We start from the raw sequence: 23132 nt of genomic DNA, 5'->3' as shown, positions 1-23132 counted from the left end.
TCCAATTATGTATAACCATTATAATGTGAAAATTAGGGGCATTCTTGCATGATGTTGCGATACCTCATCTTCTACATGATAGGTTCCTCAGGTGTAATGATCGTTGGAATACTCACAGTAAAAGTTGTTCCTTGCTCCAGAATACTTTCTATAGAGATCGCTCCGCCATGATTATGTATAATATTTTGTGTGATCATATAACCTAAGCCTGTTCCTGTTTCTTTGGTCGTATAAAATGGTTTGCCGAGGGCATTGATCTGTTCCTCTGTCATCCCACAGCCTTCATCCTGCACACTGATTCGGGCTTCTCTGTCATAGGTTTGCACATGAATATAGATGTTTCCCCCATGATTCATTGCTTCCATCGCATTTTTAAGTAAGTTAATAAATACCTGCTTCATCTGATAAGCCTCACCATTAATCCAAATGGATTGATCAGTACAGACAGGGAGGATCTTGAGATTTTTTAGGGCAGCTTGTCCATTCATTAGTGTGGTGACTTGTTCCAGCAAAGACAATAAATCCACTGGTTTACTAATATGAGTGGTTTGGGGTTTAGATAAGACAAGCAGTTCGTTGACGATGAACTCGATGCGTTTCAATTCTGACTCAATAATGGAAATATATTTATCATTCATCCGCTCGGAAGAGCGCAGTAGCTTCATAAAGCCATTAATGGCTGTAAGAGGATTCCGTATTTCATGAGCGATTCCAGCGGCTAACTGTCCTGCTGTAGATAATTTCTCGGACTGTATCAGTCGTTCATCTTCCAATACTTGCTCGGATATATCTTTGAATATGCCAATGTACGCTTCGTTTCCCTCATAAATGATTGGCAATGTAATTCCATCCACATATTTCTGCTGGTTATTTAAACAATTAATCAGGTAGCAGACAGAACCTGTTGTTCTATCAGTGTTGAATTTCTTTCTTCGTTCTGAGAGAATTTCATAATTAGAGTAGTCTACAATATCCATAGTCGATAGACCAAGCACTTGATCTAGGCTTTCTGCATGGATTAATTGTAAACCTGCCGAATTTGCATATAGAACAATCCCTCCCCTAGTGATAAGCACGGGCTGAGGCAGTTCCTCCAGCAGCTGTAGAAAAGAGCTCTCTTTTTCAAGTAGATGGGTCTTCACAACCTGAAGCTGAGTCTCCATCTCCCTGATCAGGGTCTTATTCTCGAATTGAGTAAGATAAAATATGGGTTCACCATTGTCATCCGGAAGGATAGATATGGAGACGTTTAAAGATAACCGGTGTCCGGTTGGATGGAAATAATCTAATTCGAGTCTCTGCGGATCAGTACTCGTAGATGGAAGAGAGCTTCCTAATGAAATGAATTTATGAATCTGATCTAGAAGGGTACGGACGGTTGGAGAGGGTGTCGTTAACTCGTTTTCATCATACCCCAAGAGGTCGCATAATGCTGAATTCAGTTTTAGGAACGTTCCATCAAGCGAAATAAGGGCCATACCCATCACGGCTTGGGTAAAAACAAAGTCAAAACCTTGAAAATCATTTGTCCGCACAGCAGGTTACCTCTCTTCTTTATAGGGGAGTGAGTGTTATCTCAAAATGCAATATATCCAACAGTCATAGTATAAAACATATAACTCAATAAAACATATAAAATTTCTGGGTTATTAGATATTCATACAACAGTTAAATAAAATCAGGTAGAATGGGAAGATACGTTGCATTTTAAGACAAGTGGAGGCGTTGTATCATGTTATCAGTTGTTGGTGAAATTCAAGGAATTAATCGTTACCCGGTCAAGTCATTTGCGGGTGAGAATTTAGAAAGCTGTATGATTGAACCGTATGGAATGCTTGGTGACCGTTTTTGCTCCTTTTACGATGAGTCAAAAGAGGGCTGGCGAAAATATATCACCGCTAGAAATATTCCGAATATGCTTACCTATCAAGCGCAATTTATAGATGGACAAATCCATGTAACGGCATCAGACGGGCGAACCTTTGGATGGGATGATAATCTATTGGAAGAAATCCAAAGCCAAACCAAAACTCCAATCACTATGTCTGGTCTAAAAGCTGTACATCCTCAGCTAGAACATCCGCAGCTCCTATCCGTGGATGGCGCTAGTATTCTACTCATTACGGATGCCAGCTTAAAAAAACTGGAGGCAACCTGGGGGCATTCCTTGGACCCACGGCGCTTTCGCGGGAATTTTGTTATTGCGCTGAATGATGATTCTCTTTTTGAAGGAGATTGGATTGGACGCCGGCTCAACATTGGGGATGCACAGCTACAGGTAGATAGTTTTTGCGAGAGATGTGTTGTGATTACGATGGATCCGGATAGTCTCCAGAAGGACCCAGTACTTTTGAAAAAACTGCATAAAGAGTTTGATTTGCATTTTGGAGTTTATGCTTCAGTAATCAAAACTGGGCAAATTCGAATCGGAGATAAAGTAGAATTAGTAGATTAGATACATGGTCCCAAAATTGCAAACTTCCTTTACATTACTCCATGGATAAATTATCCTTTAAAGGATGACGATTTCATATCGGGAGGTTATGTATGAAGAAGAATTTGGCATCCCTATTAGTTGCTTTGCTTCTACTGGTAATGTATGTCCCTACGAGTGCATTAGCAGCAGATAGCGGCAAAGGGCAAACGTATGTGAACACTCAGAAGGTGGCAGCAGAGAAGGCAGCATTCTTAACGGAAAAGCTGGGAACGACTAGTCTCCAATATGCTCTTATTGATGGCGATAATATCGTTGTGAGCGGTCAATCTGGATATAGTCATGTGGAGAGTAAGACAGCACCAAGCGCTACAACGATGTATGGAATTGGCTCAACGAGTAAAATGTATACAACAGCTTCTATTATGAAGCTTGTTGAGCAAGGGAAAGTAGACTTGGACGGTTCAGTCGTATCTTATTTGAATAATTTTACGATGGAAGATCCTCGTTATAAGCAAATCACTGTACGGATGCTGTTGAATCATTCCTCAGGTCTTGCTGGCTCCAACTTATCCAATTCTTTCTTATTTAATGATTCTGATCCTATTGCAAAAGATAGTTTACTAGAAACGTTGTCAACACAACGTCTGAAGGCCGATCCAGGTGCCTACTCAGTATATTGTAATGATGGATTTACGCTGGCTGAGTTGATTGTTGAAAAGGTCAGCGGTACGGACTTTACCACATTCATTCATCAAAATTTCACAGAACCTCTAGGGCTTGAACATACGAAAACGCCTGTAGATTCTGTAGCTTCTTCTCAGCTGGCTAGTGTCTACAATGCTACCTACTCAGCAGCTTTACCCAAAGAAACCATTAACGTGATTGGAACAGGTGGTATCTATTCCACTGCAGAGGACTTGGTGCGCTTTGCAACTATTTTTACGGGCCAATCGACTGGCATTTTGTCAGAAAAGTCTGTGAAAGCGATGGAACAAGAGGAATATAAGCGTGGAATATGGCCTAAGGGAACAGATAATTCGTTAGCTTATGGATTAGGCTGGGACAGTGTGAACTTATATCCATTTAACCAGTACGAAATCAAGGCTTTGACAAAGGGGGGAGATACGGGTCTGTATCATACCTCATTAGTTGTATTGCCCGAACAACGGATGGCAGCAGCAGTAATATCTTCTGGCGGAGCAAGTACAACGGACCAGATGCTTGCCAACGAAATTTTACTCAGTGCCTTACAGGAAAAGGGAGTTATTAAGGAACTGAAAGCTACACCTACCTTTAAAGCTTCGAACAAAGAGGATATGCCGCAAGAATTGGTAAACTATGCGGGTGTCTATGGTGATTCTACGCAACTAATGAAGATAGAAGTTAGTAAAGCTGGGGAATTGAGTATATCTTCGATTATAGCTCCTACAATGCCAGCGCAGAAATTTTCATATAATTCGAACGGTGAATTTTTAGATGCCGAGGGTACAAGTAAAGTTAGCTTTGTGAAGGAGAGCAATGGCCGTATCTATCTTTGGAGTCAAGGGTATGGGGTAATTCCAGGACTTGGTGAAACTGCCGTTACCCAATATGCAGCTGAGAAGCTTGAACCTAATGCCCTATCTCAAGAGGTCATTACTGCATGGCAGCAGCGTCAAGGGAAATTGTATTTTGATGTCAGCGAGAAGTACAGCTCCCAATATTACATGAGTATGCCGGTAGCTGGAATCGCTATGTTCCCTGACGCACCTGGTTATATGGGCTCGAATAAAATAACTGGACCTAATAAAGCAGAAATGACCGTGCAAATCCCAACCATCGCTGGACGCGATCTTGCGGATCTTATTTTTGAAGAGAAAAAGGGTGTGGAGTATTTAAAGATTGGCAATCAATTATTTATACATCAAGATGCGGTTAAACCGATTTATGCAGGCCCGCAATCTATGGTAACGATCCAATCAGATGGATATGCTAGATGGTATGGAGTTCCTGAAACCGCAACAGGTAAGATAATGACAGTAGAGCTGCCAACCAAGAGTTCCTTTGCCGTCTATGATGAGAATGGTGTATGTGTGAATTACTTTACCATTAGCGGTCTTAAGCAAGTCAAACTTCCTAGCAACGGCAAAATTGTATTTGTAGGTGATGTCGGTGCGAAGTTTGAAGTGACCCTCAAGGCGCAATAAACGTATATAAAAAAAGAATCCTGTTATCAAGATTTTCGTCTTGGTAACAGGATTTTTTATTTGAAATTTTGTGAGAATTCTTTTATTTTATCTACCAATATCCCTTTGAGCTGATTAGTACCTTCCTTTGGAGCCTTATAGGCCTTATAACCTCCAAAAGATTCAATACAAATCGCAGCTTCTTTCAGATCATCAGGGAAATTTTTCTCTATTAATTCTTCGGTTTTCTTGGGTTTCTCGTTGCAAATGTAGTAGCCCATCTTCTTAGTCAGTAACTCATCTTTATTTTTTTTGATAAAGTCACGAATGGCTTTATATATTTTTTCATCTCTTACTCCTGCCCCTAAAATAATGCTATCAAATGCCTCGATATTTGGCTTCTCTAATTCTATATTGCAAATTTTGCTCTGAGGTAGCTCTTCTGATAATACTTTTGCACATTGTTCTGTTGCTCCAGATTTTGTAGCGTATAGAATAAGTACTGCCATTGTGTTCCCTCTTTTCAGTTAAGATTAATCGCGTTCCCGCATTGTAAAAAATCTTGGAAATCCATTATCTCGACAATCAAGATATAATATATTTTATCGAATATACTGATCATTTGTCAAGCCAACGGCAAGCTCCTGAGTGTTAATTAGATATCCTTATTATGGTATCATGGGAATAATATTAATCTAATGCTAACTATATCTTTAATGAAATATACAAAAAAAGAGGAGTGAACGTAAATTGGGGATCATCGTAATGCTAATCATCTATTTGTTGCTTGGAATATTTGTGATTAAAGTAGGCATCGATAACTCTAGAAGTACGCAACTATCAAAAGAAATATTAAATGAGTTAAAAGAAATCAAAGAACTAATGATCAGAAATAAATACGAATGAATTCTATATAAGGGTGGAGGTGAACGAAAGTGAAAATTGGACTTATACTTATAATACTTGCTTTTTCTAATCTATTTCTAAGGATATGGATTGTTGGCCCGGACAAAGAAAAACTTCCTGAAGACGGTTATGAGCTTAATATAAAAGGGAAGCTTATACTTGCACTTGTGGGATTAATTACGGGGATTGTGATAATAATTGCCGATGGCCCAGAGGGTACGGTTATAAAATGGTTTTGGATTGTAGTTATAGTAGTAGCAATAGGGTTTCAGTCGTTCATCGACTGGAAATTTCTAAAACATACGAAACAGCACATAGTTTCACTTATTCTGTTAGTCCTGGGTGTGGTATTAGTTTATTTTATATTCTGATCTAGTTTCATTCGTACCGGCTTCGGACCCAGATGACGTTAATTGCTGAATAATCGCCTTTTGGGCAGCGTTTCGGACTCCAGTGCAGCTATTCGTTAGAAAGTGACTTATATTAGGTGTTTTTTATGCCAATAGTGGCCATGGAGTCCGATGGAATTCTTAAAGTGGAAATATACTGCTGTTAGTGTCAATGGAGTCCGTTAGTGACTTTGTAACTGCTGATGGCATCGAATCATACGAAGAAAAGAGGTGTTTCGGCAGCCAGCTTATGGCTTGTTGGGCACCTCCTTTTTGTGTTCACATTATACTTCTGCTTTCGTAGCCACGAGTGGACAGAATCCAGGGTTCGTTATACATAATTCTTGAGCGAATTCCGGTTGGAGCTTGGAGAGCTCGGCGAAATAGCTGCTGATTACGTGATTACCACTTGTAGATCCATTTTGGAAAGACAGTGAGTTAAAAGTGTGGACATGATTGTAATAATACTTTTTTTCCCGTTTGGGGAGCTTATAGACATGTGGAGGTGCGTAGGTTACAACATCAAAAAGATTGGCATACCGGTAACTCTTCCGCACATATTGTTTGAAAATATTAACGAAGTCCAGATCGCCTACCCGTGGGGAACCATAAGTATAGAGGTTAGGTGTGGTGTAAGAGGTATTTGCCGCAATATCTAAGGTACATAAGGTGGCGAGCGCTCCACCGAGGCTGTGGCCCGTAATGTATAAGGTCTTGTCGGGAGATAGCTTGGAGAGCGTAGAGAAGATGCCATCCCGAGCTGAAGAATAAATGTTGGTGAAGCCACGATGGGTGAGAGAGTCTTCTTTAAGATATTTGAACCGTTCCTGTGAAGCGAGGACGTTGGATATCCAATTGGTCGTCGTACTGGTTCCCCGAAAGGCAATAATAATCTCTTGTGAAGACTCCAAAATAAAGCCGAAACGTTCCCATACATTATTGAAGGATTGTGCTTCAATGGGATGACATAGCTGATAATCTAATGGAATGACGAAAACTCCATCTATATTTGAAAATTGTGTATAGGTCTGCCCGCAGACTGCAGCTAGAAAGATCGCCCTTTGCCCTTGCTCATTCCTCTTACTCACGTGCATCCCGCCTTTCTTTCCTACACTATATTAGGGGGATGAAGGAGTGATTCCTAAGAAAAAGGATTCCCTGAAACTTCTCTCTGAGTTACTATATATAAATAACTCCAACAGGAGAGAGAAGGGGGAAATGCATACATGAGCAACTTATTGGAAATTTTACACAAGGAAGTCGTACCGGCAGAAGGCTGTACGGAGCCGATTGCAGTTGCGTATGCCGTCTCCTTGGCGGCAGAGCTTCTCGAGGAAGAAATTACGGGGATTCAGCTGCATCTCAGCGGTAATATTATCAAAAATGCAATGGGAGTGGGCATTCCCGGGACAGGCCAGACAGGCCTGCCCATCGCAGCAGCCCTTGGAGCGGTGGTCGGCCGTTCTCACAAGGAACTGGAAATTCTGTCAGGTCTGACACAGGCTGAGTTGAAGATGGCAAATGACCTGCTGGATAGAAAGCTGCTAAAAGTGGAGATAAAGGACACTCCTGAGAAATTATATATTGAAGCCCAGTTGTTTACGCAGAACCATACGGCGACTGCCATTATTGCCAGAGAGCACACCCATATAGAATATTTGGCTCTGGACGGGGAGAAAATAACACCCCGGAATTCAAAAGCCGACTGTGGCAAGCCTAGTCTTTCCGACACGGAAGAGTATGCGGGCTCAGTAGACCAGATATTCGAGTTTATCTGTAACGCTCCTTTTTCAGAGCTTAGCTTTCTCTTGGAAGGAGCGCGGATGAACAAAGCGATCTCTGATGAGGGATTGCGAGGCGATTATGGCTTGCAAGTAGGCAAGAAAATGAATCAGCAATCTGCGGTGAATCTGTTCGGCAATGATGTAGCGAACAGAATTATCGCGGCCACTGCAGCGGCTTCAGATGCTCGAATGGATGGCAGTGCAATGCCTGTGATGACAACTGCGGGCAGCGGTAATCAAGGCATCGCCTGTACACTACCCGTTATAGCTCTGGCGGAATTGCTGGGCAAAGATGAAGAAATGCTAGCTCGGGCGCTTGCACTGAGCAATCTGGTCACTGTGCACATCAAACATTATATCGGGCGTTTGTCCCCATTATGTGGTTCAGGGATTGCAGGAGGAGTAGGAGCAAATAGCGGGATCATTTATCTCATGGGCGGCAGTCTTGAGCAGATCAAGCATGGGATACAGAATACGATAGCTTCTTTGTCAGGGATGATCTGTGACGGTGCGAATTCTACCTGTGCGCTGAAAATTTCCACCTCCACCAATACGGCGATCCAGGCAGCCACACTGGCTATGAACAACATTGCTCCTACAACCAAGGATGGTGTGATTTTCGAAGAGGTGGAAGATACCATCCGCAACATGGAGCGTTTGGTTCAGGAAGGGCTGGCGGAAACTGACAAGACCATTCTCAATATTATGCTCTCCAAAGGCGGAGCGAATTAGCTTCCAAATAAGTTGAAAACAAGATAGAACATCATAATTAAGACCGCCCGGTTCCCTGCATAAAATGGCAGGAAGCCGGGCGGTCTTTGTAACACTTCGGCAAAACATAGGTCTGCGAGAAGATTTGCATTAAATTTTAACATAACTTATTCTGAGTTAATAAAGGCATAGAGACTGAGGGTATAAAAAGGAGATAATATGACAGAGAAAATAGATATAGGCTGGAATTTTGCGAATGGTTATACTCATCTGCCGGAATCAATGTTTACAAGAATTAAGCCAACGCCTGTGCGTAAACCGGAACTGATTATTTTTAATGAACCATTGGCTGCTACTCTAGGGCTGAATAGCACAGCACTACAGAGCAAGGAGGGTCTTGGGATTCTTGCCGGCAACGAAGTTCCTGAAGGTACCGTGTCGCTTGCGCAAGCTTATGCTGGACATCAATTCGGACATTTTACCATGTTGGGAGACGGTCGAGCAGTGCTGCTGGGCGAACAGATCACCCCTCAAGGTGATCGTGTAGATATTCAGTTGAAGGGTGCGGGAAGAACCCCATACTCTCGTGGTGGCGATGGCCGGGCAGCGCTTGGACCGATGTTACGCGAATATATCATCAGTGAAGCTATGCATGGACTCGGGATTCCTACGACTCGCAGCTTGGCGGTGGTAGCTACAGGGGAGTCGCTAATTCGAGAAACGGAACAGCCGGGGGCTGTTTTGACCCGGATCGCGGCGAGTCATTTGCGTGTTGGAACTTTCCAATATGCTGCTGCATGGGGGACTGTGGAGGATCTGCGTATTCTGGCTGATTACACATTGCAAAGACATTATCCAGAAGCTCCTGTGGAAGATAATCCATATCTTGTTCTGCTTCGGGAAGTAATGGAACGTCAAGCAGCGCTAATTGCCAAATGGCAGCTTGTAGGTTTTATTCACGGAGTGATGAATACCGATAATATGGCCCTTAGCGGAGAAACGATTGATTATGGTCCATGTGCCTTCATGGATGTGTACAATCCTGAGACAGTATTTAGTTCCATAGACCAGCAAGGTCGTTATGCCTACCATAATCAGCCCGGGATTGGCGCATGGAATCTCGCCAGATTTGCCGAGACTCTCTTGCCATTGCTGGCTGACGATCAGGCACAGGCGATTAAGCTGGCTGAGGAGGCAATTTCAGATTTTTCGGAGCGGTCCTATCAATATTGGCTAACGGGAATGAGAGCGAAGCTGGGAATCTTTAACGAAGAGTTAGAGGATGTTGCTCTGATTGATACCCTCCTTGAACTGATGCAAAAATATCGGTCTGACTACACTAATACATTTCGGTCTTTAACTTTAGGCGTAATGGAAGATGCTGATCTGTTTGGCACTCCTGAATTTAAGCAATGGAATGAGCTGTGGCAGGCGCGCCTTAGCAGGCAGCAGGAATCACAATCCTTTTCACAGGAGCTGATGCGTACCAGTAATCCTGCGATTATTCCGCGGAATCATCGTGTGGAAGAAGCGCTTGAGGCGGCGGTAGAGCGGAAAGATTACGATGTGATGGAGAGGTTACTTCAAGCATTGTCTAACCCATACGCCTACTCCCCTGAACAAGAGGAATACTCGGCACTTCCTGAGGAATCCGCATGTCCATATCGTACATTCTGCGGTACTTAAATTGCTTATAATCTATCTGGAAAATGGGGGAAGGAAGAATGTTTCATGCTTATGATGTTCTAGCCAACCAGTTGCTGGCCAATGCAAATGATCCGAGTTGGTATGTGCCCTTTGAAGTGGCGGTTAAAGACTTAAGTGAAGAAGAAGCTTTTTGGAAGGTAACGGAAGAAAGCAATAGTATTGCTGAGATTGTGCAGCATCTGCTTTACTGGAATGAAACTTGGCAAACAAGGTATAAAGAAGCCAGTGTTCATGCGGTTCCTTCAGTGGATAATAATAATACCTTTGTCGTTGCAGAAGAGAAAACGTTCGAAGCGTTGCAAAAACAACTTTTAGAGGTTCTTTTACATTGGCAGGAATTGATTAAGAAAGAACAATTGGAAGCTGATGTTCAAGGATTCCCAGACAGTAAATGGTGGGAAGTACTCGGAAATGTAACAACCCATAATGCTTATCATGTGGGCCAGATTGTTTTTATTCGAAAAATACAAAAAAGCTGGAACCGCAATGTGAAGTGACATTGTGAAGTAAATCCTAAAAAAATAAAATTAAAAAGGCGTTAGCGGATGCACATTCATCTGGCTTTCGTCTTTTTTTACGTATTAATACTTACATATGCTTAATCATATACTCATAAACGCTTGTAAATACTTATAAAATGACTTATGATGACTTTAGGAGGTGAATTTCATTATGTATCAAGAGGAACGATTATTAAAAATACTCGAATATTTGAAACAACACCAAGCAATGAGTGTTCAAGATATCTGTACGCAATTTGAAGTCTCAAGAGATACTGCCCGACGGGATATTGTTAGGTTAGTACAAGAGGGCGTCGTTGTTCGGACGCATGGCGGTCTAGCGTTACCTGAATTGCAAAAAGAATTATTATCTTACCAGGATCGTTTGATCGATGAATCCGAGAGTAAGCAGAGAATAGGGAAGATCGGAGCCGCGCTTATCCAAGATCGTGAGACTGTGATTTTAGACGTATCGACCACTGTACAGTTTGTTGCTGAACAAATTAGTGCACAGGATATTACGGTTGTCACGCATTCAATAGATAATGTAGGGATTTTATCCCATCGTGAGGATCTGCAAATTTATGTACTTGGTGGTTACTTGAATGTGAAAAACCGCTTGTTATATGGTTCTTCCATTATCGATAAACTTAGTGAAATTCGTGCGGATAAAGCCTTTATTGGAGCGTCGGCGATCTGTGCTGATGGGCTCTATTATCCTTATGAAGAAGATGCGCGGGTAAAAAGAGAAATGGCTCGAAGATCTGATCAAGTGATTTTAGTAGCCGATCACACCAAATTTAATGCCAAATCCTTTTATCGGCTAGACTTTGACTTCATTGATATTTTAATTACAAATCGAGAGCTTCCAATCGAGATCAGAGAAGTTCTAGATCAGAAGAACATCACAGTTATTGAGTGTCAAGATGAAGCTGAAGAGGTTCGAAATCAAGAGTGATAACGAAATGGAGGAGAACGTTTATGACTTATATTTTGCAAAATGTACAAGTAGTGCTTCAGAATAGTATAGTTTCAGCGGCCAATGTATGGATTTCTGAAGGAAAAGTGATGAGGATAGACTCAGGAGATACCTCTATCCCAGAGGGTGAGTATGAACGGATTGATGGCGGAGGGCATTTGTTAGTGCCCGGAATGATAGATGTGCATATTCATGGTGCTAACGGGTTTGATATGATGGACGGTACTGAAGAGAGTATTCAAGAAGTATCGAAGGCTTGCGCAGCATCTGGTTGCACCTCATTTCTGGCTACCTCTGTGAGTTCTACGATGGAAGATCTTTTAGAGATGATTCGTAGTGTCAAACGTGTAATTGGGCATGAAGTGGGAGCAAAGATCGCAGGCATTCACTTAGAGGGACCTTATCTAAACCCCAAGAGAAAAGGAATGCAAAATGAAAAGTATCTGCGGCATCCTAACTTAGAGGAAATGAAGCTCATTTTCCAAGAAGCTGGATCACTCATTAAAATGGTTACGATTGCTCCTGAGCTGCCGGGAGGCATGGAGCTTCTTTCCTTTTTGAAGGAACGGGGAGTGGTGATAGCAATTGCTCATTCGGATGCCACATATGAGGAATCCAAACAAGCTTTTGCCGCTGGGGCAAGTCATGTTACGCATTGTTTTAATGGCATGCGGCCGATCCATCATCGAGATCCGGGGATTGTGGTTGCCGCTTTCGAAGAGAAACATGTAAGCCTGCAAGCTATTGTGGATAATGTCCATCTGCATCCTGCAATTATCCGATTGATGCATACCATGAAAGGACCAGAAGGAATGGTCTTGATCACAGATGCGTTACAAGCAATGGGGTTAGGGGATGGGAACTATATATTTGGAGGACATCAGGTTACGGTATCTGGGGGCATAGCGCGATTGGAAGATGGCACGCTGGCCTCCAGTACAGTTACCATGAATGAAGCCTTACGTTATACTGTCGAAACTGGAATTTCGCTGACAGATGCCGTACAAATGGCTTCAACTACACCTGCTAATATTCTTGAACTTCAACAAAAGGGGACGATAATCACTGGCTTAGATGCTGACCTGGTCCTCATGGATGATGAATTTAAAGTGCTCTGGACAATGGTAGGAGGGCAAATCTTACAGCTGTGACCGATATTCATGTGCGGTTATTCCGAACACGCTCTTAAAATGCCTGTTCAGATGAGTTAGATCCACAAATCCGCAATCTACAACAGCTGCATAGATATCCTTGGTTCTCTCAATGGACTGCTTGGCACGCTCTACCTTGCAATTTAAGAAAAATTGATAGGGCGATATTCCTGTATGTGTCTTAAACTCGCGAATAAACTGATATTTGGACAGACCAAATTCTGTGCAGAGATCGTCCAGCTTCAGCACATGGTCTAAACTGCAGTACATCATTTCCTTTGCTTTTTTGAGAAATTTATTATTCGTTCTACGATCGGTAACTATTTCAGTATTAGATACTAAATGAACCAGAGTGAATAACAGTTCACTGCACAAAGACTCCTCTTTGCCATTCTGGATGGCATGGTTTAGGGCTAATATGCACTGCGCCAATTTGTCATCGTATAAGATAGGAGTGGCGAAGCGGAGTTCTTTTTTATCTAGTATCTCTCGCATTAGGGTTGGCTTAATATAAAGCATGACATAATCAATGCCACCTTTATCATACGCATTGCCATCATGTGTTTGTTCTGGATTAAACAACATTACGCCATTTTTATGTGAGGATTGCAAACTACCGTCAAGATTATATTGCTGAATGCCACGAAGGGTCACACCGAGTGCATATTCCTCATGGCAATGTTTTTTATAGGTGAAATCAGTAAGGCTGGCGGATAAGGACAGGATCTCTGCTGACTTTTTATAGTTAAATCTCTCCACGTTCTTAACCTCCGCGACTTTATAGGATTCCCGATATCATAATGGCTGAGTATACTAAAAACAGTGCCATCACGGTATTTAGAACTTTTTGATGATTTTTCATAAATGTTCTGAAGATTGTCCCAAATACAACCCATGTCGTAAATGCAAAAAATCCGATCACAGTTATAATTATAACAAACATAAACAAGGCAAGCGAAGAGGTATAGAATGGCATTACGTAGTTGGGAATGACCGTTAGTGTAAATACTAGCACTTTAGGATTCACAAGCTGCATAAGCACGCCTGAGCGGAAATTGGCATTGGGGTCAGGCTGGTCTTCCATTGAACCCATTTTAAAGATTTTATAAGCAAGGTAGAGCATATATAAACTCCCAATGACTTGCATAATGATCAGGATATTTGGGATGATTTCTACTAGAACACGGTTCAGCAGAGTAGAAAGGATAAGTAATAAGCCAAAAGCCAGCGTGGATCCGTATACATACCCCATTGATTTTTTAGCCCCGGAATGTTGCACGGAAGAAAGAATAACAATATTGGTAGGACCGGGTGTAAATGTAGCGACAACGCAATAGATCAGAAAGGACAATATATTCATGATGACCTCCAGTAAAGTAGTTCTATGAATATAAACCTTTCAGTCTGAATGCTGATAGTATATTATTGCAGGATTTTTAAGAATTCCGGCCGGGAATAGAAGAGGTGTACGAATCAATGAATAAGAGTAATCAAATGGCCATAAGCACACTTTCTCCAGATGATTTTGAATCCACATGCTCTGTTTTTGAAATTTCAATCCCAGATGCTTTTGAAAAAGAAGGGCTTGATCATTTACAAGACGATATCCAAAGTGAAATAGATCATAAAAAGCAAATGGTGATGACTTCACTGGATACTACGACTGGGGAGCCTTACTTCCTTCTTGCAAAAATAGAAGAGCAGGTGGTCGGTACGATTTCCTTTGGAGCTTGTGGCGAAGATATTCAAACCTGCACGGATCATCAGTTAGATGAAATAGGGGAATTGGGCAGTCTATACATCATGCCAAGTTATCAGGGTCAAGGTGTAGGTTCAGCCTTAATTAAGGAAATGATGATATTTCTACAAAAGCAAGGGGTAGAGCGGTTTTGTCTGGACAGCGGTTATAAACGTGCACAAGTCAGGTGGCAACGTAAATTTGGAAAACCTTATAAAGTAGTGGAAGACTATTGGGGACCTGATTCCGTACATATGGTTTGGTTGTGTAATGTGAGTGATCATTTAAGCTAGAGATATATTTTTCATAAAAATAACAGTCCCTTTGCTGCGCGCAGAGGGATTTTTTGTTTTGTTGGATAAAACGGGTGTAATGTCGTTTGACAGATGATCTTTTGCCGGGTAATATGAATCTTAGATTTAGTGAATTAGTAATTTAGTAAATGAGTAAATTAGTAAATCATAAAATGGAGAGTGACTAACATGAAAATTCCAACAACTCTAAAACATAAACCTGTAGTCGTGTCAGAAAATTACGAGCAGGTTGATGGCCGCTACGCCGGGGACACAGATGCAAAAGGTCTATCCCTAGGATTAGCACAATGGAACGATAGAGGAAAGGTCGACATCTCAGCAAAGGTATGGAGACATACAGGGGACAAATGGTCGAGACAGTCCGAAGAGCTGCCAATGCACAGAGTGCTTGACCTGGCAATTTTGATTTGCAGAAGTAGTTTGTATTTTCAAGAGGCCTATCGTTTTCCAAAAATGTATGATCCCGAGAGCCCTATGATTGATCGTATTGGACTGCAGGGAGATGCAATGAGTGTATCTGTATGTGCAGATAATCCCATGATTGATAATGATATTAAGCTGTTCGCTCAGGCGCTTAGTGATGATGGTGAAATGATCGGAGAACGACTTTCGGTATTGTCCCGTTTATTGAAAGAAATGGGGTACTGAAATTTAGCAGAATGGCCTGTGAAAGGAGAATCATAAATTATAATGGACAAAAGTAAACGTAAAGAACTTCAGGAGCAATATAAGCAGCTCAAGACGTACATGGGTGCTATTCAAATTACAAACAAAAGAAGCGGGAAAATATTCGTTGACAGCTATCCCAACCTGAAGAATAAATGGATGACTATACAGATGCAATTAGATATGGGCAGATTTGCGAATGCAGAGCTGCAAAAGGACTGGAAGGAACTTGGAGCAGAAGCCTTCAGCTATGAGGTGTTAGAGCAGAAGGAGTCAGAAGACGTAACCGACGTGCGCTGGGAGCTTAAACTATTGAAAAAGAAGTGGTTCGAGAAATTGCAACCCTTTGATGACAAAGGATATAATAAGCCACTTACCCATTAAGCCAAGTATAAAGAAACCTTTAGCTTTCATAGCAAGGGTTTCTTTTTTTTGGATCGTATTTCACTCCGGATTTTATGTGTCGTAATATTATATATGTTTTGTCGCATTTTCCTACTAAAAAAGCTGTTTATTATGTGTTATTTTTATAGCAGATGTCAGAATAACATATATACGGGAGGCACAAGTAAATGACCATTAGAATTGGTAAGCTCAGCTATTGGCATGTGCATGCATGGGATTATACCAAGCAAGCTCAGGAGCATGAAGATACCGTATTAGCTGCAGTTTGGGACGAAAACGTAGAGCGTGGGAACAAAGCTGCGGAAAGCTTGAATATTCCTTTTTTTGAATCACTGGATGATCTGCTTGCGCAAGAGGATATAGATGCCGTTATCGTGGATGCACCAACGAATATGCATAGAGACGTAATCGTGGCTGCAGCCAAGGCGGGCAAACATATTTTCACAGAAAAAGTTATTGCCCCAACGTTAAAAGAAGTTAACGCAATTATCGCAGAAGTTAACGAGAACAAAGTGAAGCTAACGGTCTCCTTGCCTCGTTTAAATGACGGCTATACACTAACTATTCAAGAGATTCTAAGTCAGGAACTGCTCGGCAAGATTACTTACGTTAGAGTTCGCTTATCCCATAACGGAGCAACGGAAAGCTGGCTTCCTGATCATTTCTTTAGCTTGGAGCAATGTGGAGGCGGAGCTTTGATTGATCTTGGCTGTCATCCCATGTATTTGGCGAAGCTTTTCTTAGATCAAGATGTGACTGGGGTAAGTGCTAATTTTGGTTATGTAACCGGTAAAGAAGTGGAAGATAATGCCGTAGTGACACTATTTACGGATTCAGGAGCAATTGGTGTGGTGGAGGCTGGTTTCGTGAATAGTCATTCGCCGTTTACTATCGAGGTGCATGGAACTGAAGGAACGCTGCTTTACGGAACACCAGAGAATAAGCTTCTTCTTAGAACGAACAAATCCACGGATAAAGAAGAAGGCTGGAAAGAAGTAGCCCTGCAAAGCAATCGTGAAAGCGCCTTCCATCAATGGGTTGATCATATTCAAAATAATACACTTGCCACTCAAAATGTTGAAATGGCAGTTGAGCTTACCAGATTAATGGAGGTGGCGAACCGCTCGGCTAAAGAAGGCTGTGTAATTCCGATTGGGAGGACTTAACGTTGAGCAGCTTTCCCTATGAGATGATGTTTGAGAAGCAGGACATGCTTGAAAGATTGGATATCACGATTCTATGGGGACATTACGAGATTACAGTGTTTAGATTTCATTTGACATCTTTTCCACCGGGCAGAGTAGTCGAGTTCCATAATCATTCTGAATTTGAATTTCATTTCATTCCGCGCGGGAAGGGAGAAGTCATTCTTGGGGATCAAAAATATCCTCTTTCAGAAGGAATGTTCTATCTAACCGGACCAGGTGTTATGCATCGTCAAGAGGCAGATGCTGATGAATCCATGGAAGAGCTATGTCTGCATGTTGACATCAAGAAGAGGATCAGGGATGATGCTGATCTTTGGGAGGTTGCGGAAGCTGAGACCTGTGTGGAGAAGCTGAAGTGTTTACCCTTGGTTCCAGCACAAGACTATCACGGGGCTATGAAGTGTTTTCGAGAAGCGTACGAAGCATGCGATGGGAAGTTGACCGGATATTATACTTCAATTAAGCATCTTGTGATCAGTATTTTACTAAAAGCCGTTAGAGCGTATGATTCAGGCGGGATCCGCACGGAGGCGCCGGTTAGAGATATGCTGACTTACCGGTATCAATACGCAATGCAATATATGGAAGCGAATTATTCAGGAACGGTTACCTTAGAAAATGTTGCGGAAAAGCTAAATATTAGTTCAAGGCAGCTGCAGCGGGTGTTTAAGCAAGTAAATGCAGAACAATCATTCAGTAGGGCGCTTGAGGATATTCGATTGCAAGCGGTCTGCCGCAAGCTTGAAGAAAGCAATTATCCGATAGAACAAATCGCACAGTCGGAAGGGTTTACCAATGCTACCTATTTGCATATTGTCTTCCGCAAGCGGTTAGGTATGACACCGGCAACTTATCGAAACAGCAAACAAATCCATTAGAGGTGAGGGTGAAGGATATGAGTAAGGTTTTTCGTGTAGGGATTATTGGATGTGGTGGTATTGCGAATGGCAAACATCTTCCAAGCTTGAGCAGACAAAGTAAGGTTGAGATCGTGGCTTTCTGTGACATTATTAAAGAACGTGCTGATGAGGCAGCGGAGAAATACGGAAATAATGAAGCTACTGTCTATACGGATTACACTGAACTATTAAAAGATCAATCCATTGATATTATTCATGTGCTTACGCCTAATGATGTCCATGCGGAAATATCAATCGCTGCTCTAGAAGCCGGAAAACATGTGATGTGCGAAAAACCAATGGCTAAGACGGCGGCAGATGCCAAACGAATGGTTGAAGCAGCGAAACGTACAGGCAAGAAGCTGACCATTGGATATGACAACCGGTACAGAGAAGACAGCTTATATTTGAAAAAAGCTTGTGAGTCCGGAGAGCTTGGTCATATTTATTTTGCAAAAGCACATGCCATCAGACGGAGAGCCGTACCGACCTGGGGAGTATTTCTTGATGAAGAGAAACAAGGCGGCGGTCCGCTTATCGATATCGGAACCCATGCGCTGGATCTAACCCTTTGGATGATGGATAACTATAAACCAAAAGTTGTGCTGGGCACTAAATATCATGAACTTTCACAAAAAGAAGAAGCCGCCAACGCCTGGGGACCGTGGGACCCTAAAAAGTTCACCGTGGAGGATTCAGCCTTTGGAATGGTCGTAATGGAGAATGGCGCAACAATCATGCTGGAAGCGAGCTGGGCTCTGAATTCACTAGACGTACATGAAGCGAAATGCAGCTTAAGTGGAACGGAAGCAGGCGCAGATATGAAGGACGGACTTAGAATTAACGGAGAGAAATTCAGCAAGCTGTACACTAATAAAATTGAGCTTGGGGCAGGCGGTGTTGCCTATTATGAAGGAAAAGCTGAAAGTGCTCCGGATATTGAATTAAGAAAGTGGATTGAAGCGATTGAACAGGATAAGGACCCGGTTGTAACTCCTGAACAGGCTTTTGTTGTTTCGCAAATATTGGAAGCTATTTATGAATCGGCGCAGACCGGCAAGGCTGTGTATCTGGATTAGATTTTTGACAACTATAGCGATTTAGAGTAATATCCACTTGTGATTTAATTATAGGGATCCGAGACAAGACTCTCTCTTTACCGGGAGAGTTTTTTTGTTTTTTTACTTGTTTAGACTCTGGGTAATAGGGGTGGGAATCGTGGATACTGTTGATCGCAATCATGTGCTTATTGTGGAAGATGACGATAATATTAGACGTTTTATATCTATAAATTTAACGAATAATGGGTTTGTGGTTAGTGAAGCTGCTTGTGGAGAAGAAGCATTGCAGAGCTTTGAGGTGAGCCGTCCAGATGTTATGGTTCTGGATATCATGTTGCCTGATTCTAATGGGTTCGAAATATGCCGAAAGCTAAGAGAGAAAGACGCTGGGGTCATCATCATTTTCTTAACCGCACGTGGACAGGATTTGGACAAAATCAATGGCCTTGAAATGGGTGCTGACGATTACATTGTTAAACCTTTTAATCCATTAGAATTGGTAGCACGTATTAAAGCTATTTTGCGCCGTACAGAATCCGCTCTAAAGCCGCAAAAAACGATACTTCAAGCTGGACCGATCCGGCTGGATTTGAACGCGAACAAGATGTTTAAGCAGGATGACAGCATTGAATTAACTCCGAAGGAATTTCAGTTGATGAAAACCTTTCTGGAGCATCCGGATACAGCACTCTCTAGAAATGAATTAATGAATCTTGTCTGGGGAGAGGATTATATTGGAGATCCCAAAACGGTGGATGTTCATGTGCGTAAGTTAAGAGAGAAAATTGAGGTTGATGCTTCTAATCCGCATTGGCTTGAGACGGTATGGGGGCTCGGTTACCGCTTTAGAAAGGATGGTTGAAGAATGGGGATTCAGAAAAGATTAGTAGGAAGCTATTTTATACTCATTTGTCTTACTGTGCTCATTCTTGAAATCATTCTTAATGTATCTGTGCGATATTATTATTTTCATAACATAGAGGAAACCTTGATGAATCAAGCAGAGCTATCGGCTTCTTTTTTTCAGCAATACTTTGGGGACCAGGATCTGGAGGAACAATCGGATAGGTTACTGAAGGGTTTTGCGAGTCATTCTGATGCACAGGTGCAGATTATTAATGTTGAAGGCTGGCTGTTGCAGGACTCAAATGGACTTCAAGGCGATCTAACTATGACTGAGTACATAGATGTACAAGCAGCAATAAAAGGGCAGCCCGGCAGTTGGAAAGGTGCGGACCCTAACACAGAGGAAGCAATTTACGCGGTATCTTATCCCTTGCAGGCTAATGGAAACATAGTGGGGGGAGTCAGATTTATCACGTCCTTAACGGAAACTATACATACAGTTAAACATATTACGGTTTTACTGATCGGGGTGGGGATAATCGTTATTGGCATTGTCACCTTACTTGGATTATTGCTGTCTTGGACCATAACCAGATCAATTAAAGATCTGAAGCAGGCAGCAGACCAGATGACCGAAGGTGATTTCAGCATCAGAGTGCATAAGCGCTATCAAGATGAGCTTGGTTCATTGGCGGATACGTTAAATATGATGGCAAGCCGAATCTCCAAGAGTGAACAGCTTAAGAATGATTTTATCGCTTCCGTATCCCATGAACTGCGAACACCCTTGACCTCGATCAAAGGTTGGGCAATTACCTTAAAGGCGAGTGAGGTGAGTAATCAACCTCTATTTTATGATGGGCTTGATATTATTGAATCCGAAAGTGACAGGTTAACTCATATGGTGGATGAATTGTTGGATTTCTCTAAGTTGGATAACGGAAGAATCGCCGTTCACTTCACATCAGTGGATCTAACAGAACTGCTGCAGCATATCGGCAGACAACTTACCCCTAGAGCGACCCGACAAGGCATCTCACTAGAAGTGAAAATAGAAGAACATCTGCCAGTGATTCAAGCTGACGAGAATCGTGTGAAGCAAGTCATGATTAATCTCATTGATAATTCACTCAAATTTACTGGTTCATCAGATCGGATTTTAATCAGCGCCCATACGGTTCCAGGGAAAGTCGTGATTTCTGTAGAGGATACAGGCTCAGGTATCGCAGAGACGGATTTAGAGAATGTGCGGCAAAAATTCTACAAAGGGGATCAACAGGCTTCGGGCAGTGGCTTGGGTTTATCCATCTCGGAACAGATCATTAAATTGCATCATGGAGAGCTGCGAATAAGCAGCACTTTAGGCAAAGGAACGATTGTCCAATTTGACTTACCGATAGAATAAGAATTCAAATTTAACTATTTCATAACCACTTTCACCTCTTTCAAAGATAAAATACTATATATGCGGACAAGCGAGGAGTCGATGATCCAAATGCCGGGCAAATTCATAAAAATTGGTACCCTGTTTACAACTTTATTTTTGCTCGGAGGATGCGGAGTCCCGGCAACACCCGGAGAGCTGATTAAACCTCCATCATCAGAAGCAAGCCTGGAGCGAGACAAAACGAGCCAGGAATTTATTAAGTGGCTTCCAGACAAAGCTCAATTGATAACTCCGATGAAGGGACAAGAGGATAATGCCATCTCTTTTGGCGATATGGATGGAGACGGAATTGACGAAGCCGTAGTTGTGTATGAGTACAGTAAAAACAAAGGATATACTATAAAAGCAATGTTGTTGAGGCAGGAAAATGAAGCTTGGCAGAAGATTTCCGAGGTTGAGGGGTTTGGGTATGGTCTAGATTATGCCGGATTCTTTGATGTTGATGAAGATGGCCATAAGGAGCTCGCGCTGGGCTGGTCATTGGGTGAGGCTGGGAATGGTCTGGATATCTATACGCTAAGTGAAGATAAACTGAAGCTGTTATCGAAGAAAGCGTATCAGGGCAAATTTGATCTGAGGTAATCATTCAATCTAGTCATCCGTAGCGCTTCAATGTGAAAAAAAGAAGTAAAAGTGCTCAGCACAACAAGAAAACTACAGAAATTAAATAGAGGTTGTTTTATGCTCATCTCTACCAAAATTGCAAAGCTGGACAGATCCGTACTTTTTCTCACCACCTGCTTAGTTGGCGTGGGTACTGTTGCTATTTATGAAGCGACTACGGATACGCGGTTAGACGGTCTTTACATAAGTTATTTGTATTTATTTGCTTTATTTTGCCTACCCATGTTATTCATTGCTTTGGTAGATTATAAGATTCTATTAGGCAGGTTAGCGTATCTCTTTTATGGCGTGGGCATAGGTTTACTCGTACTAGTCAAGCTGGTTGGAGAAAATCTCAATGGTGCCGTGCGTTGGTTAAGCATTGGGAGCTTTCAGCTTCAGCCCTCCGAGCTGGCTAAAATAAGTACGGTGCTGCTCATTGCTCATCTATTAGGTACACGAGAGGGCCAGCAGCTGCGGTTTTTTCAAGATTTAGTACCGGTTTGTTTCGTTTTTTTAATTCCTTTCATTTTAATAATGGATCAGCCCGATTTGGGTACAGCGCTCGTTTTTGCTGGCATATTACTTAGTATGCTGTGGATTGGTAACATCCGTGCTCTATATATGATTCTGATCCTTGGTGTTGTGATTATTTCGATCGGCACGATACTATGGCTGTATTATGCCAACTTCGACTTGTTATCCAAGATTGTCGAACCCCATCAATTGTCACGAATCCAAGCTTTTTTGGACCCGCAAAGCGATCCTGATAAATCTTGGCATGTAAAAAACGCAATGATAGCCATTGGCTCCGGAGGATTATCGGGCAGTGAAGGTATTTTTTTGCGAAAAGGATATATTCCATATGCGTATTCCGATTCGATCTATGTAGTCATCGGGGGGAAATACGGTTTTATAGGTTCATCCGTGCTGCTGATGCTTTATTTACTGCTCGTGTACCGAATGATCTTTATTGCGCTGGATAGTAGGGACCGTGCGGGTACCTATATTGTCACCGGGTTTATCGCCATGTTCATCTTTCAAGTTTCCGTTAATCTTGGGATGCATATTGGGTTGCTGCCCCTGACGGGGATTTCATTGCCTTTTATTAGTTATGGAGGCAGCTCATTGCTAACTAATATGATTGCGATTGGCATGGTGTTAAGTGTTAAAGTTCATAAGGATGAAAGCACTGATTGAATTAGCTATTGGAACT

The 23132-nt window shown here is 42.1% G+C and carries 23 protein-coding genes; 18 read left to right on the top strand and 5 right to left on the bottom strand.

Annotation, left to right across the window (positions count from 1 at the left end; all coding sequences use genetic code 11):
- Positions 1-71: 71 nt before the first annotated feature.
- The gene (locus PODO_RS18860; protein WP_036688868.1) at positions 72-1535 is read right to left on the bottom strand and encodes an ATP-binding protein; all 1464 of its coding nucleotides are present in this window, start codon (positions 1533-1535) and stop codon (positions 72-74) included.
- A gap of 197 nt (positions 1536-1732) precedes the next feature.
- Here PODO_RS18860 and PODO_RS18855 point away from each other — a divergent pair, with 197 nt between their 5' ends.
- Entirely contained in the window at positions 1733-2455 is a 723-nt protein-coding gene (locus tag PODO_RS18855) for an MOSC domain-containing protein (protein ID WP_036688867.1), read from the top strand.
- Positions 2456-2547: 92 nt separating this feature from the next.
- A complete protein-coding gene (locus PODO_RS18850; protein ID WP_038572176.1) occupies positions 2548-4623 on the top strand; it encodes a serine hydrolase domain-containing protein in 2076 nt (691 codons plus the stop codon).
- 56 nt (positions 4624-4679) lie between these two features.
- Here the strand turns inward: PODO_RS18850 and PODO_RS18845 are convergent, their stop codons facing one another.
- Positions 4680-5111, bottom strand: coding sequence for a flavodoxin domain-containing protein (locus PODO_RS18845; protein WP_036688862.1), 432 nt, complete (start codon positions 5109-5111; stop codon positions 4680-4682).
- A 426-nt stretch (positions 5112-5537) separates the two neighbouring features.
- On the opposite strand from PODO_RS18845, the gene PODO_RS18840 reads away from it, so the two are divergent.
- Positions 5538-5879, top strand: a complete 342-nt coding sequence (locus PODO_RS18840) for a DUF4181 domain-containing protein (RefSeq protein WP_036688860.1) — start codon at positions 5538-5540, stop codon at positions 5877-5879.
- A 302-nt stretch (positions 5880-6181) separates the two neighbouring features.
- On the opposite strand, the gene PODO_RS18835 is transcribed toward PODO_RS18840, so the two are convergent.
- Positions 6182-6985, bottom strand: a complete 804-nt coding sequence (locus tag PODO_RS18835) for a lipase family protein (RefSeq protein ID WP_370511235.1) — start codon at positions 6983-6985, stop codon at positions 6182-6184.
- A gap of 138 nt (positions 6986-7123) precedes the next feature.
- Here PODO_RS18835 and PODO_RS18830 point away from each other — a divergent pair, with 138 nt between their 5' ends.
- From PODO_RS18830 to nagA, 5 genes are all read left to right on the top strand, one after another.
- A complete protein-coding gene (locus PODO_RS18830; RefSeq protein ID WP_038572174.1) occupies positions 7124-8413 on the top strand; it encodes an L-cysteine desulfidase family protein in 1290 nt (429 codons plus the stop codon).
- Positions 8414-8611: 198 nt separating this feature from the next.
- The gene (locus PODO_RS18825) at positions 8612-10078 is read left to right on the top strand and encodes a protein adenylyltransferase SelO (protein ID WP_038572171.1); all 1467 of its coding nucleotides are present in this window, start codon (positions 8612-8614) and stop codon (positions 10076-10078) included.
- Between the two features lie 38 nt (positions 10079-10116).
- Positions 10117-10596, top strand: coding sequence for a DinB family protein (locus PODO_RS18820; RefSeq protein WP_036688853.1), 480 nt, complete (start codon positions 10117-10119; stop codon positions 10594-10596).
- Positions 10597-10771: 175 nt separating this feature from the next.
- Positions 10772-11557 carry a DeoR/GlpR family DNA-binding transcription regulator gene (locus PODO_RS18815; protein WP_038572168.1) on the top strand — a complete coding sequence of 262 codons (786 nt, stop codon included), beginning with the start codon at positions 10772-10774 and terminating at the stop codon, positions 11555-11557.
- Between the two features lie 23 nt (positions 11558-11580).
- Entirely contained in the window at positions 11581-12729 is a 1149-nt protein-coding gene (nagA, locus tag PODO_RS18810; RefSeq protein ID WP_036688848.1) for an N-acetylglucosamine-6-phosphate deacetylase, read from the top strand.
- Here the strand turns inward: nagA and PODO_RS18805 are convergent.
- Together PODO_RS18805 and PODO_RS18800 are read right to left on the bottom strand one after the other, a co-directional pair.
- Positions 12718-13488 carry an AraC family transcriptional regulator gene (locus PODO_RS18805; protein WP_038572165.1) on the bottom strand — a complete coding sequence of 257 codons (771 nt, stop codon included), beginning with the start codon at positions 13486-13488 and terminating at the stop codon, positions 12718-12720. The two genes, nagA and PODO_RS18805, sit on opposite strands and share 12 nt — an antisense overlap.
- 19 nt (positions 13489-13507) lie before the next feature.
- Positions 13508-14089, bottom strand: a complete 582-nt coding sequence (locus PODO_RS18800; protein ID WP_038572164.1) for a LysE family translocator — start codon at positions 14087-14089, stop codon at positions 13508-13510.
- Between the two features lie 116 nt (positions 14090-14205).
- Here PODO_RS18800 and PODO_RS18795 point away from each other — a divergent pair, with 116 nt between their 5' ends.
- The 10 genes from PODO_RS18795 (at position 14206) to PODO_RS18750 (ending at position 23116) form a co-directional block, all read left to right on the top strand.
- Entirely contained in the window at positions 14206-14760 is a 555-nt protein-coding gene (locus tag PODO_RS18795) for a GNAT family N-acetyltransferase (RefSeq protein WP_038572161.1), read from the top strand.
- 189 nt (positions 14761-14949) lie between these two features.
- A complete protein-coding gene (locus PODO_RS18790) occupies positions 14950-15429 on the top strand; it encodes a DUF6530 family protein (protein WP_038572158.1) in 480 nt (159 codons plus the stop codon).
- A 42-nt stretch (positions 15430-15471) separates the two neighbouring features.
- Positions 15472-15831 carry a GIY-YIG nuclease family protein gene (locus PODO_RS18785; protein ID WP_038572157.1) on the top strand — a complete coding sequence of 120 codons (360 nt, stop codon included), beginning with the start codon at positions 15472-15474 and terminating at the stop codon, positions 15829-15831.
- A 188-nt stretch (positions 15832-16019) separates the two neighbouring features.
- The gene (locus PODO_RS18780; protein WP_038572155.1) at positions 16020-17018 is read left to right on the top strand and encodes a Gfo/Idh/MocA family protein; all 999 of its coding nucleotides are present in this window, start codon (positions 16020-16022) and stop codon (positions 17016-17018) included.
- A 2-nt stretch (positions 17019-17020) separates the two neighbouring features.
- Complete coding sequence (locus PODO_RS18775) at positions 17021-17938, top strand: AraC family transcriptional regulator (protein ID WP_235219571.1); 918 nt, start codon at positions 17021-17023, stop codon at positions 17936-17938.
- 17 nt (positions 17939-17955) lie between these two features.
- Entirely contained in the window at positions 17956-19038 is a 1083-nt protein-coding gene (locus PODO_RS18770; protein WP_038572153.1) for a Gfo/Idh/MocA family protein, read from the top strand.
- Between the two features lie 139 nt (positions 19039-19177).
- Positions 19178-19882 carry a response regulator transcription factor gene (locus tag PODO_RS18765; protein ID WP_038572150.1) on the top strand — a complete coding sequence of 235 codons (705 nt, stop codon included), beginning with the start codon at positions 19178-19180 and terminating at the stop codon, positions 19880-19882.
- A 3-nt stretch (positions 19883-19885) separates the two neighbouring features.
- Complete coding sequence (locus tag PODO_RS18760; protein ID WP_038572147.1) at positions 19886-21271, top strand: sensor histidine kinase; 1386 nt, start codon at positions 19886-19888, stop codon at positions 21269-21271.
- Between the two features lie 60 nt (positions 21272-21331).
- Positions 21332-21895: a hypothetical protein gene (locus tag PODO_RS18755; protein ID WP_244886356.1), complete on the top strand. Its 564-nt coding sequence runs from the start codon at positions 21332-21334 to the stop codon at positions 21893-21895.
- Between the two features lie 99 nt (positions 21896-21994).
- A complete protein-coding gene (locus tag PODO_RS18750; protein WP_038572142.1) occupies positions 21995-23116 on the top strand; it encodes an FtsW/RodA/SpoVE family cell cycle protein in 1122 nt (373 codons plus the stop codon).
- The last annotated feature ends 16 nt before the right edge of the window (positions 23117-23132 follow it).

It is taken from the genome of Paenibacillus odorifer (assembly GCF_000758725.1).
Classification (GTDB): domain Bacteria; phylum Bacillota; class Bacilli; order Paenibacillales; family Paenibacillaceae; genus Paenibacillus_AQ; species Paenibacillus_AQ odorifer.
This window is presented reverse-complemented; position numbering and strand designations above follow the sequence as displayed.

What these genes read in the sequence shown, in the direction of transcription:
- PODO_RS18855 (WP_036688867.1), top strand. Translation starts at nt 1,733, where the DNA reads ATGTTATCAGTTGTTGGTGAAATTCAAGGAATTAATCGTTACCCGGTC.
- PODO_RS18850 (WP_038572176.1), top strand. Translation starts at nt 2,548, where the DNA reads ATGAAGAAGAATTTGGCATCCCTATTAGTTGCTTTGCTTCTACTGGTA.
- PODO_RS18845 (WP_036688862.1), bottom strand. Translation starts at nt 5,111, where the DNA reads ATGGCAGTACTTATTCTATACGCTACAAAATCTGGAGCAACAGAACAA.
- PODO_RS18830 (WP_038572174.1), top strand. Translation starts at nt 7,124, where the DNA reads ATGAGCAACTTATTGGAAATTTTACACAAGGAAGTCGTACCGGCAGAA.
- PODO_RS18825 (WP_038572171.1), top strand. Translation starts at nt 8,612, where the DNA reads ATGACAGAGAAAATAGATATAGGCTGGAATTTTGCGAATGGTTATACT.
- PODO_RS18820 (WP_036688853.1), top strand. Translation starts at nt 10,117, where the DNA reads ATGTTTCATGCTTATGATGTTCTAGCCAACCAGTTGCTGGCCAATGCA.
- PODO_RS18815 (WP_038572168.1), top strand. Translation starts at nt 10,772, where the DNA reads ATGTATCAAGAGGAACGATTATTAAAAATACTCGAATATTTGAAACAA.
- nagA (WP_036688848.1), top strand. Translation starts at nt 11,581, where the DNA reads ATGACTTATATTTTGCAAAATGTACAAGTAGTGCTTCAGAATAGTATA.
- PODO_RS18800 (WP_038572164.1), bottom strand. Translation starts at nt 14,089, where the DNA reads ATGAATATATTGTCCTTTCTGATCTATTGCGTTGTCGCTACATTTACA.
- PODO_RS18795 (WP_038572161.1), top strand. Translation starts at nt 14,206, where the DNA reads ATGAATAAGAGTAATCAAATGGCCATAAGCACACTTTCTCCAGATGAT.
- PODO_RS18790 (WP_038572158.1), top strand. Translation starts at nt 14,950, where the DNA reads ATGAAAATTCCAACAACTCTAAAACATAAACCTGTAGTCGTGTCAGAA.
- PODO_RS18785 (WP_038572157.1), top strand. Translation starts at nt 15,472, where the DNA reads ATGGACAAAAGTAAACGTAAAGAACTTCAGGAGCAATATAAGCAGCTC.
- PODO_RS18780 (WP_038572155.1), top strand. Translation starts at nt 16,020, where the DNA reads ATGACCATTAGAATTGGTAAGCTCAGCTATTGGCATGTGCATGCATGG.
- PODO_RS18770 (WP_038572153.1), top strand. Translation starts at nt 17,956, where the DNA reads ATGAGTAAGGTTTTTCGTGTAGGGATTATTGGATGTGGTGGTATTGCG.
- PODO_RS18760 (WP_038572147.1), top strand. Translation starts at nt 19,886, where the DNA reads ATGGGGATTCAGAAAAGATTAGTAGGAAGCTATTTTATACTCATTTGT.
- PODO_RS18755 (WP_244886356.1), top strand. Translation starts at nt 21,332, where the DNA reads ATGCGGACAAGCGAGGAGTCGATGATCCAAATGCCGGGCAAATTCATA.
- PODO_RS18750 (WP_038572142.1), top strand. Translation starts at nt 21,995, where the DNA reads ATGCTCATCTCTACCAAAATTGCAAAGCTGGACAGATCCGTACTTTTT.